Origin of the sequence: Pedobacter nyackensis, from assembly GCF_032678475.1 — a bacterium.
Classification (GTDB): Bacteria; Bacteroidota; Bacteroidia; order Sphingobacteriales; family Sphingobacteriaceae; genus Pedobacter; species Pedobacter nyackensis_A.
In genome coordinates this window covers 256681-270600 of the sequence record NZ_JAVTSF010000006.1, presented here as the reverse complement: position 1 = coordinate 270600, position 13920 = coordinate 256681, and the positions used below count along the sequence as shown (strand labels likewise).

Sequence of the window (13920 nt, the reverse complement as noted above, 5' to 3'; positions counted from 1 at the left end):
TCTTTGTTTTAATTATTTATCATCAATATAATTGCACCGGTTATCAGTAAATTCAATAAAGCCACTGGTAATAGTATTTTCCATCCGTATTCCATGAGCTGATCATACCTGGGGCGAGGAAGTGAAGCCCTTAGCAGAATGAAAAACAAGATGAAAACAAATGTTTTAAGTATAAACCAAACTACGCCCGGAAGGAATGCCGGGCCTAACCAGCCTCCAAAAAAGAAGATTACTGTCATAGCCGAAATGAGGGTAATTCCAAGGTATTCGCCAATAAAGAACATCCCGAATTTCATCCCTGAATATTCTGAGTGAAAACCTGCAACAAGCTCACTTTCCGCTTCCGGAATGTCAAAAGGTAGCCGGTGTGTTTCTGCAATACCCGCGATCATGAAAACCACAAATGCTACAGGCTGGGTAACGATAAACCAGCAATCTTTTTGCGCCATTATGATATCTGTGAGCCTGAAGGAGCCTGAAATCATAACAACGCCCATTAGGGAAAGTGCCATAAAAACTTCATAACTGATCATTTGTGAAGCACCACGCAGTGCCCCCAAAAGCGCATATTTATTGTTGGAAGCCCAGCCGCCAAGGACAATGCTGTATACGCCCAGAGATGACATAGCCAGGAAGAAAAGTAGCCCTACGTTCAGATCGGCGATCAGGATGCCTGGCGCAAAAGGAATAATGGCAAAACTCATGAGTACAGTAGCAGCAACAATAGCCGGCGCAATCACAAATATGGTTTTATCTGCAAAAGGAGGTATCCAATCTTCCTTGAAAAATAGTTTGATCGTATCGGCAACCACAATGAATAAGCCAAAAGGTCCTGCACGATTTGGCCCGCAGCGGTTCTGCCAAACGGCCAGCATTCGCCTTTCGAGCCAGATGAGCCAGGCGGCAATGGTGGTTAATACAAACAATACCACCACAATCATGATTACATATTGAAATACAGTGTTCATGTTTTTCCTTTCGTTAAAATTCCCTTAGCCGGCCAGGCAATTCTGCTTAGTTCTGGAATGTTGTAAGGTATTCCGGCGACACCTTCGGCGAGTTCTTTTTTTATCACTACAGACAGTAAGTAATTTTGATCCTGTATCTGAACCTGCAGAAAATCATCTTCCTTGATATTTAGCGTTTTTGCATCCTTTTTGCCAATGGCGATGTAAGGTTTCGGAATACGCTCAGCAACTCCAGGTGTATAGGTGCTGAGTTCTTCGGTACCAAAAATGTGTGGTAGTGGCAGGATTTGCCATTCTTCGGCTGATGGTATAAATGGAGGAGGAATATGGTTCATGAATACATTTTCCGGAGCTGGAACTTCTGGAAATAACCGCTTTCCAGGGTTTCCTCCACGTAAGGGGCCGCCTACTTCCTCCTGATATTTGTTGATCGCCTGTACGGAATTCCATCCGGGAGTCCAGAAAAATGGGGTTAAAGGAGCCGGTGGGATGCCTTTGTATCCTTCCATTGTAAATGATAAAGGGGAATCAGGATCTTCAGCTGGTTTCGGTTCACTCACATTGATGTTGGCCAGCATCGCTGTGCGGCCACTGTAACGATGTGGCTCACGAGGGATTTTTTGTCCGGCAATGCGGAAATCTTCTGCCGGAGTAACGGTTTCGGCGCCCTTAAACTGAGGCATGGATGCGACCATTTCTGCCAGCAAATCGCCTGGTTTTTTTAATTCTTCAGGACTTACTCCATTTTTAAACTGCCTGAACTCATCCAGCCATCTCCAGCTTTCTCTAAAGTTTTCGTTTTGCGGACTAAATACCTGGAAGAAACATTGTGCCCTGCCTTCATTGTTAACTACTGTTCCGTCTGCTTCTGCAAAAGTGGCAACGGGGATCAATGTACTTGCCTTATTGGTAGTTTCATTGTGTAAATGATCTAATACAATAACTTCTTTGGACAACGTTAAAAGTTGATCTATTTCTTTCTTTTCGTTGTTACGGTAAAGGTTATTTTCGAGTATAATCAGGGTATCGGCATGGCCTTTTTGTATTGCGGAAACTGCGTGCATTAGAGATAGTGCTTTCATCATGGCCAGCCCCATGGAGTTGCATTCCGGTAAAACAAAAGATAAACCTGCTTTTTTATCAGCAGTGCCCAAAGCGAAGGCTATGTTGGCTGATGCTTTAATAATGGCTTCACTACCCAGACTTGTTCCACTAATAATTAATGGTTTTTTTGCTTTTTTCAGCAGAGCTGCAATCTGTTTGGCCAGTTTTAAAGTCTGTTTATCCAGATCATCTGGTAAAGGGGCAGTATTGTTTATCAGGTTAGCGATGGCATAGCCTAACCGCGCAATTTCGTCAGGTGGTAAATATATTCCCTTATTTGCCAGCTCATCAAGCTTAGTTTGCGTAGGATAAGCGATACATACGGCATGGTTTTCAAAAGCAGTTTTACGTCCTGTTTGTCTCACTGCCAGGGCCATTAATGGAGCAGCATTGGTTAAATCTTCTCCAAGTATTAAAACCACATCACTATTTTCAATTTCTTTTAAAGATGGAGAATGGACATGCCCCGTGTCGTATATGTAAAGAATACAGCGCATGAGCAAGGCTTCCATTTCGGAAATCCCCTGGTAAAAATTTTCTTTTCCTACCAATTGCCTTAATGCAAAATTGGCTTCCAGTGAGGCTCTTGCAGAACCGATGCCAATTGTTTTATGCGTTGTTAAGATATGCTGAAGGTGCTGATATAAACTTTGTTTGTCTGCAGCATCAGGAACATTGTAGCGTATCAATGGACGTTGAACCCGGTTAACGCTATTTACAAATTCATACCCAAAGCGACCACGGTCGCAAATGAAGTACCCATTAACGTCTCCGTTAAAACGACTGGTAATCTGGCGGAGCTCGCCATATCTTTCAGCCGCAATAATATTACATCCCAGGCTACAATGCTGGCAAATGGAGGGAGCCATGGTCATATCCCATTTCCTGGTATAATGTGCCTTGAGACTCTTATCGGTAAATACCCCTGTAGGGCAAATTTCAGCCAGATTGCCGCTAAATTCACTTTCGAGCACACCATCCCCGGCTCTCCCAAAGTAAACATGGTTATGAGCAGCGAATACATCAAGGTCTTTTCCCCCTGCATAATCTTTATAAAAGCGCACACAGCGGTAGCATTGTATACAACGGTTCATTTCATGGTTGATGAAAGGCCCAAGGTATTGGTTTTTATAACTGCGTTTTGGGTAATTGAAACGCCGGTAGTTATGGCCGGTCATAACGGTCATGTCCTGCAAATGGCAGGAACCACCTTCATCACATACTGCACAATCATGTGGATGATTGGTCATTAGCCATTCAATTACCTGAGCACGAAAAGCTTTTGCACCGGGATCATCAATCGACAAATACATGTTGTCTTTTACGGTTTCCATACAAGACATCACCAAACGACCCCTGGTGTCCTGTTCATCGTTGAAGATTTTAATGGCACATTGTCGGCATGCACCTACGGACCCCATAGCGGGATGCCAGCAAAAATAAGGGAGATTAAAACCTAATGTAAGACAGGTTTCCAGCACATTTTTGCCTGGTGTTACTTCGTATGCTTTATGATCAATATATATGATAGCCATTTTCTTTCACCTCCAGGGACATTTTTTTTCCTTAATATGTTGTTCAAAATCTGCTCTGAAATATTTTAAGCCACTTTGGAGAGGTTCCATTGCTCCAGGTGCAAGGGCACAAAAAGTGCGGCCCGGCCCCATGTGTTGGGTATGCATTTCTAATAAATCCAGGTCTTCCATACGCCCTTTTCCATTTTCAATGGAAAGCAATAGTTTTTCTGTCCAAGGTAAACCTTCCCGGCAGGGGGTACACCATCCGCAGGATTCCTGTGCAAAAAAATGTTCCAGATTATGTACAAAACCAACCGGGCAGGTCTGATCGTCAAGAATAACCATCGTACCCGTTCCCAAGCGACTCCCTGCTGCGGAAATAGACTTATAGTCCATTTTAACATCAAGATGTTCTTCAACCAGGAAATCAGTAGAAGCACCTCCCGGCAAGGCTCCCCTGAATTTGAAGCCTTTTATCATCCCACCCGCATAATCGTCAATAAGTTCACGAACTGTGGTACCCATGGGTAGTTCCCATATTCCAGGTTTGTTAACTTTACCACTAACGCCATATAGCTTTGTTCCTGCATCAGAATCCGGACTTAGTGCTTTAAACCAGTCGGCCCCATTGTTAATAATATGAGGGATATTACATAGTGTTTCTACATTATTTACTACAGTAGGTTGACCGAATAAGCCACTTATCTGGGGGAAAGGAGGTTTTGCACGCGGCATGGCACGCTTTCCTTCTAATGCATTTAATAAGGCAGTTTCCTCGCCGCATATATACCTGCCGACGCCGGTATGGAGGTGCATTTCGAGGCTAAAGCCTGATCCTAAAATGTTTTTTCCAAGATAGCCGGCGGCATAAGCTTCTTCAATAGCGTGTTCAATAATCCTGGCTGCCTTTTTATATGCCCAACGCAAAAATACATAGGAAATATTAGCCTGTATGGCATAGGCAGAAACAACCATTCCCTCAATTAACTGATGAGGGTTACCTTCCAGTAACATGCGGTCTTTGAAGGTTCCGGGCTCCATTTCATCAGCATTAGCGATGAGGTATTTTGTTTGTCCGGGTATACCCATAGGTACAAAGCTCCATTTCATACCAGTATTGAACCCTGCTCCGCCGCGACCTTTAAGATCGGCCTCCTGTACCAGCTTGGTAACCTCCTGAGGTTCCATGGATCTGAGCACTTTGTGCACAGCCCGGTAACCACCAACACTTTCATAATCCTTAAGATGAAGTGCTGTACTGTTAAAATTGATATGTTGTGTCAGCGGCCTTTCCATAACACGGTTTATTTGTATTCTTTTAAAATATCATCTAGCTTGTCAATGGTTAAATCTCTATGGGTATCCTGATTGATCATGAATGTCGGGGCACAATCACAACAACCCAGGCAAGGGTTAGGTAAAAGTGTAAACCGTTCATCATTAGTTGTTTCTCCGAATTTGATATGTAGTAAAGTTTGCAGGTGCGCATAAATTTTCTCATAACCCATTACGTAACAGCTGATACTATCGCATAGCAAAATGATATTTCTGCCAACCGGCTTGCGAAAAATAAGGTTGTAAAAGGTAGCAACACTATCCAGTTCCTCCGTCGACATCCCCATGTATACTGCAATATCCTGAAGACTGTCATCCGAAATCCATCCGCGATGGTGCTGTACGATTTTTAACGCTTCAATACAAGCAGCCTTTCGCATCGGAACCAGCGCAATTTCATGGTCTATTTTTCTTATTTCTTCAGCTGATAGCATCATTTTTTGTTTTTATCTGTCGATATCTGCGAGTACGTAATCCATACTTCCTAAAATGGAAAGTAAGTCGGCAATGGTATATCCTTTACTGATATAGGGGAGCATTTGCATGTGTGGAAATGACGGGGTACGGATCCGAACTCTGTAGGCCGAAGTATTGCCATCACTGGTTAGGTAATAGCTATTAGCTCCTTTTGTGGCTTCTATACAGCTCATGGCTTCACCTGAAGGAATTACAGGCCCCCAGCTTACATTTAAAAAATGATTAATGAGGGTTTCAATGTCCTGCATAGTGTTTTTTTTAACGGGAGGGGTGGTTAATGGATGATCAGACTTATAACTTCCCTCTGGCATATTTTTTAGGCATTGCTCAATAATGCGCAGGCTTTGCCACATTTCTTCTTCCCGTACCAGGGCCCTGTCGTAGCAGTCTCCATTTTTTGCGGTAGGAATATCAAATTCGAAATTTTCATAACCTGAATAAGATTGTTTTTTTCTAAAATCCCATGCTAAACCACAAGCCCGTAAGCCCGGACCAGTTACACCCCATTCCAGTGCTTCTTCTAAAGTATAAATGCCTATTCCTACTGTTCGGGCTTTAAAAATGCTGTTGCGCATAACCATCTGGTGATATTCTTTTAGGCGTTGGGGGAAATAGGCAATGAATTCACTCACCGGTTTATCCCATCCGACAGGTAAATCCTGAGCAACTCCACCAATCCTGAACCAGTTTGGATGCATTCTGGCCCCGCATATCGCTTCTACAATGTCGAATATTTTCTCCCGGTCAGTAAACATGTAAAATACAGGTGAAAGCTGACCTAAGTCTTGCGCAAAAGTGCCGTACCATACCAAATGACTGGCAATGCGGAAGAACTCACATAGCATCACGCGCATCACTTTTACCCGTTCGGGGACCGTGATACCCGCGAGTTTTTCAACTGCCAACAGGTAAGCAAGGTTATTCATTACACCACCCAGGTAATCTACCCGATCGGTATAAGGAATATAGGTATGCCAGGATTGGCGTTCACCCATTTTTTCGGCACCACGATGATGAAAACCAATATCTGGTATGGCATCAACAATGTCTTCACCATCCAGTTGAAGAATGATGCGTAGAACCCCATGTGTGCCAGGGTGTTGTGGTCCCAGGTTTAGAAACATGAAATCTGCATCTTCACTTTTTCTTTTTAAGCCCCAGTCTTCAGGGCGGAATTGTAAGGCGTCCTGCTCGAGGTCCTGTTTTTCATCCCAAAGTTTAAAAGGTCCCATTTCAGTAGCCCTGGCAGGATGTTCTTTTCTTAAAGGATGTCCTTGCCAGGTAAGTGGCATCAGAATACGGCGCAGATAGGGGTGACCGTCGAATTTTATACCGAACATATCATAAATTTCACGTTCATACCAATTTGCATTTTTCCATAGGCCTGTAATGGAAGGTATAGACGGATATTCGCCATGTAAGGCAACCTTTAAACGGATAAAACAATTTCTTTGAAGAGAAAGGAGGTGATAAACAATGGTAAAATCTGTTGAGGTGGATCCATTGTTTTTAGCACGGCTTCTTTCATCGATAGCACAGAGGTCATATAATAATTCAAAAGGCTGAGGTATATTTCGCTTGAGGTATTGAAGCACCTCCAGTATGTTTTCTTTTGCAACCCATAAGGTAGTCACCTCGTCAACTGTAAGTTGAGGAGTGAAAGAAGAGGCGCCGAATCTGGAAGCCAATTCATTGATCAAGCTTGAATCGTTGTTCATGCCTTTGGTATTATGGGTTTATGTAGTGCTATTTCATGTTTAAATCTTATTTATATCTGATCTGGGGTGCGGAAATTGATCATTTTTTTACGTGCTTCTCTCTTTTGTTCTTTCATAGCTATTTGTTCGGGCCTGATTACTCCTTGAGGACCAATAGCCCAGCTTAGTGGTCTTTGTTCCTTGCCGACAGCATCGGCGAGGAGCATTAACCCTTGCATAAAAGCATCTGGCCGGGGCGGACATCCGGGTACGTATACATCTACAGGTAAAAATTTATCTACCCCTTGTACTACGCTATAGATATCGTACATGCCACCAGAATTGGCGCAGGACCCCATAGAGATGACCCATTTAGGTTCCATCATTTGTTCATGAAGACGTTTGATGATGGGTGCCATTTTTACAAAAACAGTCCCTGCAATTACCATGACGTCGGCCTCTCTGGGGGTGCCCCGTATCACTTCAGCACCAAATCTTGCTACATCATATTTACTGGTCAGACTGGTTGCCATTTCTACAAAACAGCAGGAAAGTCCGAAATGAAAAGGCCAGATTGAGTTTTTTCTCCCCCAGGCCAGCAAACCCTGTACGGTGGTCAGCATTACACTTTGGCCAATAGATTCTTCAAAAGAAGAAGTTCCCTTTATTGCATTTGCCGGTTCGGCCGGGTTACTGAGCCACCATTTCATAATTCAGTTTTTTTTAGTGTGAACTTGTGGTAGGCCCTAAGTATTTTTTTGCCATTGGGACCAAAATCGAGGGCACCAATACTCCATTCATAAATCAATACCGCTACGAGCAGACCGATAAAAACACAGATGCTGAGGTAGCCTGTCCATCCTAATTCGTTAAATGCGAGGGCCCATAAAACAATAAAAACCACCTCGATATCAAAAATTACGAATATCATGGCGACCAGGTAAAATTGCGCAGAAAAGCGCAACCTTGCCGATCCGGTAGAAAGTATTCCTGATTCATAAGGTTGAATGCTGGCCTTGTTTTTATGTCGCTGACCTAGAAAATAGGAAAGTGATATGATCAGGGTCAGCAAGGCCAATACAAAAAAACCGTAAACAAGAAAAGGCCACAGTAGTGTGTCCGGTGTGTTTGAAGAATTCATAGCGTACCTTATTTAACAAAGCACTAAGAGAAAATAATACTAGCTGCTTGTGATGTAATGTTCCAGACTTCCAATGATAAACTTTTGCTCATCAATGATGTACTTCACTACATCTCCAATGGAGATAATACCTGTTAGTTTACCATTGTCAATTACCGGTAAATGCCTGATAAATTTATTTGTCATTAGCCACATACATTCTTCGATAGTATTGTCAGAACATACGGTTGCCGGATTTTCAGTCATGATTTCACTGATTGGAATTTCTTTTGAAGACTTTCCTTTCAGGATTACCTTTCGGGCGTAATCTCTTTCCGTAAAAATTCCAATGAATTTTTCACGATCCATAACCAGAAGCGAGCCGATGTTTTTATCAAACATTAATTCCAGCGCTTCAAAGACTGTGGTGTCTGGGCTTACAAAGATGTAGGGGTTTTTTTTTCCTTGTAAGATATTCCTAACTTTTCCCATAATTGAACTCCTTTCTGTCGCAGATTGCGTTAAATTGTTTCAATAGGTTGGTCATATTAAAGTTAACTTAATTTTTACTAAAAAAAGAATAATTATTTATTAATCTTAAGGATTAATGTTTGTGTTTTTATTGATTGTTTCTCGTTGATTTTCAGTATATTTAAGTGTTTTTATTCGCGGCCTCTTCTTTAGGTTTCCTGCAATGCAGCGTATTGGATCAACAACTAAAACAGGATTCAATTGTTTTCAGTCTTATGCTATAAATTGAGTATGAAAAAGAGCAGTTTATTCTTGATTTTTTTGTTCTGCTTCCCTTTGTTCTCAGCTGCCCAAAAGGTTGTAGTAATAAAGATAGACGGCGCAATCAATCCTGTTTCTGCTTCTTTTATCCATGATGGAATTGCAAAGGCAAATAAGGAAAAGGCGAGATGTCTGATTATACGTTTGAATACCCCTGGAGGACTATTAAAATCTACACGCACTATAGTGAGCGATATTCTGGTTTCGACAGTTCCGGTAGTGGTTTATGTTTCTCCATCAGGGGCACATGCAGGTTCTGCCGGAGTTTTCATTACCCTTGCTGCTCATATCGCAGCTATGGCACCGGGAACCAATATGGGTGCAGCACATCCTTTGAACCTGACCCAACAGGCCGATTCGGTAATGAACGAAAAAGCTACGAATGATGCAGCTGCTTTTATTCGAAGTATTGCGGAGAAAAGAAAAAGAAACCTTGAATGGTCGGAAAATGCAGTCAGAAACAGTTTGTCAATTACAGCGAATGAGGCGCTAAAAGAAAATGTTGTCGATTATATTGCATTAAATGAAATCGACTTATTAAACCAGATAGATGGACATAGTGTTGAATTAAGCTCTGGTAGTATCATCTTACATACAAAAGGCGTAAAATTGGAATACGTAGAGATGAGTGTAGCGGATAAACTGCTTGATTTTATCAGTAACCCTGATATTGCCTATGTTTTGTTGATGCTTGGGATGGTTGGGATATATTTTGAACTGTTTAATCCCGGTGCAATATTACCGGGAGTAGTTGGCGTAATTAGTCTGATCCTTGCCTTTTTTGCGATGAATACCTTACCGGTTAATTATGCCGGACTGATGCTGATTATCTTTGCTTTAGTTTTGTTTTTGCTGGAAATTAAGGTGGTGAGTTATGGGATTCTGGCCATTGGTGGTATGGTCTCTCTTTTCCTTGGCTCAGTGATGTTGTTTAAATCGAGTTCTTCATTAGATATGATCAGAATATCTACAGGAATTGTTGTTTCAGTTACCATTATCAGTACCATATTTTTTCTCGGTATAGTTGTAATGGGGTTACGGGCCCAACGACGAAGAACGGTAACAGGGCTCCATATTTTGTTGGGAAAAACGGGAGCAGCATTAAGTCCATTAGATCCTTATGGGCAACTGATGGTGAACGGAGAGGTTTGGATTGGCGAATCAATAAAAGGAAAAATTAAGAAAGGCGAACTGGTAAAAATCATAAAGGTTAAGGGGCTTACTTTATTTGTGGAGCCTGTTGAACATACCGTATAATTCTATTTTTAACTAAAAGGAGGTTTTATGTATTACAATGTGTTTATTTTGGTGCTCTTTTTTTTTATCATCATGGTGCTTTCGGGCGCTATACGTGTACTTCGTGAGTATGAACGAGGAGTTATTTTTCGTTTAGGTAGGGTGCTTGATAAGGGGGCCAAAGGTCCGGGGTTGATTCTGTTGATTCCTTTTATAGATAAAATGGTACGGATATCACTACGGATTGTTGTTATGGATGTACTTCCACAAGATGTGATTACCAGAGATAATGTATCTATTAAGGTTAATGCGGTAATCTATTTTAGGGTTGTTGATCCACAACGGGCCGTGGTTGAAGTTGAGAATTATTTAACCGCTACATCCCAGTTTTCGCAAACTACATTGCGTAGTGTACTTGGGCAATCGGAGTTGGATGATTTGCTTTCCCAACGGGATAAAATAAACCTGCATCTTCAGCAGATCATTGATTTAAAAACCGAGCCATGGGGGATAAAGGTAACGGCTGTTGAAGTAAAACAAATAGATCTTCCTCAGGAAATGCAAAGGGCAATGGCGAAACAAGCTGAAGCAGAACGGGAAAGACGCTCGAAAGTAATCTCAGCTGAAGGAGAGTTCCAGGCATCGCAACGCTTATCTGATGCTGCTAAAATTTTAAGCGAGCAGCCGAGTGCACTTACCCTGCGCTACCTGCAAACACTTAGAGAAATTGCTACGGAAAATAATTCAACAACCATTTTTCCAGTTCCGATAGATCTGTTGAAACCTTTTATGCAACCTGCTGTTGAAATTCATCCAAAAGAGGATAAATCAGCAAAAGAAGATGAATTAACAACAGACAGCTGATTATTTACTGGCTAAAACCCCAGGTTCTGTGTCATTAAGGTATTTTGAAGTATAAAACTGTTCTGTATTATTGATAAACAGAACAGTTTTACCTCCCATAGCAGCCACTACTGTTTTGACCTGGTTTTGAGGAACTGCAGGGCAACCCTGACTCCGTCCTAACCTTCCAAGGGCATTAATGGTGCCCTGACTTACGTAAGATGCGCCATGTACTACGATGGCTCTTTTTCGTGCATTTGAATTGAAATCCTCATCCATGCCATCTAATCTTAAAGAAAGACCATGTTTGCCGTAATAAGTTTCTCCCGTAATGTAAAATCCAATACTGCTTTTAAATGACGATACTGCATTGGAAAAATTCGTCGCCTTATCTGCACCGCTAAATTCTCCATGTGCCACCCATGTATTTAGAATTAATTCTTTTTTATCAAGATCGATGATCCATAGCCTTTTTTCTGTACTGTTCTGATCAAAATCTGCGATGGTCAAAATAGACTTATCTGTTGCGGTTTTACCATCGTTTTTGAGGTTATAAAAGCCGGTAACCGCTTTTTCGAAAAGCGGGAAACTAAGTCCTGTTTCCGCTAATCCCACACTATCGTAAAGCGTTTTGAACAGGTCGTTGCCTACAGAATCTATCGATTTGAAAGCGTATTGTGCTGGTTTTTCTTCAATGGGTTTCCAGCTGATCAGGGTTAAGGCAAGTGCAATTATAACTAATCCCGCTCCTCCTAAAATTCTTCTCCTCATAAGTTATTATCGGTACTTTCGTTTACTGTCTGGTATTGATTTCGTTTAATATTTTTGTTATCAATTTTTACTAAGATAGAGGAAGTTATTTTTTAAACACATTCATTGATAAGGTATTACGTTTTTATGACTAAACGGGATTTGACCAGATTTCGTATAAAATGATTTATTGTAACCAGTAATTTGCTATATTCATTTTCAAGAAAATTTTAGGTTAGCACTTTAATAATGAAAAAACACACTTTATTACTTATTCTGCTGTTAGGTACAGCATCGTATAATTTTGCCCAGGAATCAAAGCCCTATGAGGGAGTTGCAGGTTGGGCTGAAACTAAAGATCAACGTTTGAAATGGTTTAGAGAGGCTCGTTTTGGTCTTTTTATTCATTGGGGGCTCTATAGTGCAGCTGGAGGTTCATGGAATGGCAAAGTTTATCCTCAGCATTATGCAGAATGGATTCAGAACTGGGCAAACGTTCCAAGTAAAGAATATGGTGAAACGCTGAAACCTAAGTTTACAGCAGCAAAGTTTAAACCGGAGGAATGGGCATCGTTGGCAAAGGAAGCAGGAATGAAATATATGGTCATTACTTCGAGACACCATGAAGGCTTCAATATATTTAACAGTAAAGCACCATATTCACTGAATAATCCGGTGACGGGTGGTACCAATATTTCTCCGAAGGGGAGAGATCTGTATGGGGAAACCATATCTGCTTTTAGAAAGGCAGGATTGAAAACCGGTGCATATTATTCGCTGATCGATTGGCAGCACCCAGATGCTTATCATACATTTAAAATTAATCCTGTTATTTCTGGAAGCAAACCAAATCATGAGGTTTATAAAAATTATTTGTACGACCAGATTAAAGAACTGGCCACCAATTATGGAAAAATGGATGTGTTGTGGCTGGACTATAGTTCGAAGGATACCCAGGGCGAAACCTGGGGAACCAAAAGGATTCTGACGGATCTTAAAAAATGGCAACCAGGTATTATTGTAAACAACCGTTTCTGGGATGGTTTGGAAAACAAAAATGGAGATATAGGTACACCGGAAAAATATGTTCCGCCAGCAGGTTTACCCGGTATGGACTGGGAAGTTAATCACACAATGAACGAAAGTTATGGTTATAGTGACCATGATCAGAATTGGAAGTCTTATGATAAAATGATGAACCTTTTCCTGGAAACAGTGAGTAAAGGAGGTAACCTGTTGTTAAATATTGGCCCCGATGCAGCAGGTCAGATTCCTGCGCCGGCGGTAAAAATATTGAAGGAAATAGGAACCTGGATGAAAGTGAACAATGAAGCAGTTTATGGTACGTCCGCAAGCCCATTTCAGTCGACGGACTGGGGGTACTGTACGCAAAAGCCCGGAAAGTTATACCTTGAGATTTTTAATGCACCCGCAAACGGAGTATTGGAGGTGCCTTTGTCCAGCGCTATTCATAAAGCCTATGTGTTAGGTGCAAAAGGTAAAATGTTAACTGTTAAAACAACGGGCAATGGTAAAACGATTCAATTACCTGCAGATTTCCAGGGACCTAAACCAATGGTGGTTGTAGCTGAAATCAAAGGGGCTCCTGCTGTACTTGCAGATAAAGTAAATTCGCTAAAAGATGGAAGTATTGTGCTTACGGCTAATAATGCGAAGTTAACAGGTACGGGTGGGATTAAGTTGAAAGGTGCATCTACGCATGACCCAAACCGGCCAAATACAATTGCTTTCTGGACGGATAAAAATGATCATGCTTTTTGGGATTTAAAAATTCAGAAACCGGGAAAATATAAAGTGTTGGTTAACTATTTCTCAGCAGCAAATGCAGCAGGAACATTCTCACTGAGTCTGGAAAATAATATGTTGAATTGTATTGTTCCAGCTGGAGATGAAGGTTTCAAGGAAATGGAGGCTGGAGTGATAGAAATATCACAACAGGCTTTAGGTACTGCTTCTTTGAGACTTGAATTAAAGGCGGGCAAGGTTGATGGTAAGTCGATGCCAGAAATTAGTAGAATTACATTAAAACCAATTTAATTTTGGAAACAGCAGGGGATTAC

At 41.4% G+C, this 13920-nt stretch carries 12 protein-coding genes; 3 read left to right on the top strand and 9 right to left on the bottom strand.

Features of this window, described 5'->3' with window-relative positions:
* Positions 1 to 8: 8 nt before the first annotated feature.
* From nuoH to R2Q84_RS19130, 8 genes are all read right to left on the bottom strand, one after another.
* Positions 9 to 968, bottom strand: a complete 960-nt coding sequence (gene nuoH / locus R2Q84_RS19165) for an NADH-quinone oxidoreductase subunit NuoH (RefSeq protein ID WP_316818207.1) — start codon at positions 966 to 968, stop codon at positions 9 to 11.
* Positions 965 to 3607 (bottom strand): NADH-quinone oxidoreductase subunit NuoG, encoded by a 2643-nt coding sequence (nuoG, locus tag R2Q84_RS19160; protein ID WP_316818206.1) that lies wholly within the window; start codon positions 3605 to 3607, stop codon positions 965 to 967. The genes nuoH and nuoG overlap by 4 nt, the downstream gene beginning before the upstream one ends.
* A gap of 6 nt (positions 3608 to 3613) precedes the next feature.
* Positions 3614 to 4885 (bottom strand): NADH-quinone oxidoreductase subunit NuoF, encoded by a 1272-nt coding sequence (gene nuoF / locus R2Q84_RS19155; protein WP_316818205.1) that lies wholly within the window; start codon positions 4883 to 4885, stop codon positions 3614 to 3616.
* Positions 4886 to 4893: 8 nt separating this feature from the next.
* Complete coding sequence (gene nuoE / locus R2Q84_RS19150; RefSeq protein ID WP_316818204.1) at positions 4894 to 5361, bottom strand: NADH-quinone oxidoreductase subunit NuoE; 468 nt, start codon at positions 5359 to 5361, stop codon at positions 4894 to 4896.
* 9 nt (positions 5362 to 5370) lie between these two features.
* Positions 5371 to 7119: an NADH-quinone oxidoreductase subunit C/D gene (nuoC, locus tag R2Q84_RS19145; protein ID WP_316818203.1), complete on the bottom strand. Its 1749-nt coding sequence runs from the start codon at positions 7117 to 7119 to the stop codon at positions 5371 to 5373.
* Positions 7120 to 7169: 50 nt separating this feature from the next.
* Positions 7170 to 7721, bottom strand: coding sequence for an NADH-quinone oxidoreductase subunit NuoB (nuoB, locus tag R2Q84_RS19140; RefSeq protein ID WP_410478433.1), 552 nt, complete (start codon positions 7719 to 7721; stop codon positions 7170 to 7172).
* Between the two features lie 83 nt (positions 7722 to 7804).
* Positions 7805 to 8239, bottom strand: coding sequence for an NADH-quinone oxidoreductase subunit A (locus R2Q84_RS19135; RefSeq protein ID WP_316818201.1), 435 nt, complete (start codon positions 8237 to 8239; stop codon positions 7805 to 7807).
* A gap of 39 nt (positions 8240 to 8278) precedes the next feature.
* Positions 8279 to 8710 (bottom strand): CBS domain-containing protein, encoded by a 432-nt coding sequence (locus tag R2Q84_RS19130; protein ID WP_316818200.1) that lies wholly within the window; start codon positions 8708 to 8710, stop codon positions 8279 to 8281.
* Positions 8711 to 8980: 270 nt separating this feature from the next.
* Here R2Q84_RS19130 and R2Q84_RS19125 point away from each other — a divergent pair, with 270 nt between their 5' ends.
* A complete protein-coding gene (locus R2Q84_RS19125) occupies positions 8981 to 10267 on the top strand; it encodes a nodulation protein NfeD (RefSeq protein ID WP_316818199.1) in 1287 nt (428 codons plus the stop codon).
* 27 nt (positions 10268 to 10294) lie between these two features.
* Positions 10295 to 11110, top strand: coding sequence for a slipin family protein (locus R2Q84_RS19120; protein WP_316818198.1), 816 nt, complete (start codon positions 10295 to 10297; stop codon positions 11108 to 11110).
* Here R2Q84_RS19120 and R2Q84_RS19115 read toward each other — a convergent pair whose 3' ends face one another.
* The gene (locus tag R2Q84_RS19115) at positions 11111 to 11860 is read right to left on the bottom strand and encodes a murein L,D-transpeptidase catalytic domain family protein (protein WP_316818197.1); all 750 of its coding nucleotides are present in this window, start codon (positions 11858 to 11860) and stop codon (positions 11111 to 11113) included.
* Between the two features lie 228 nt (positions 11861 to 12088).
* Here R2Q84_RS19115 and R2Q84_RS19110 point away from each other — a divergent pair, with 228 nt between their 5' ends.
* On the top strand, positions 12089 to 13897 hold the full coding sequence (locus R2Q84_RS19110; RefSeq protein ID WP_316818196.1) for an alpha-L-fucosidase: 1809 nt from the start codon (positions 12089 to 12091) through the stop codon (positions 13895 to 13897).
* The last annotated feature ends 23 nt before the right edge of the window (positions 13898 to 13920 follow it).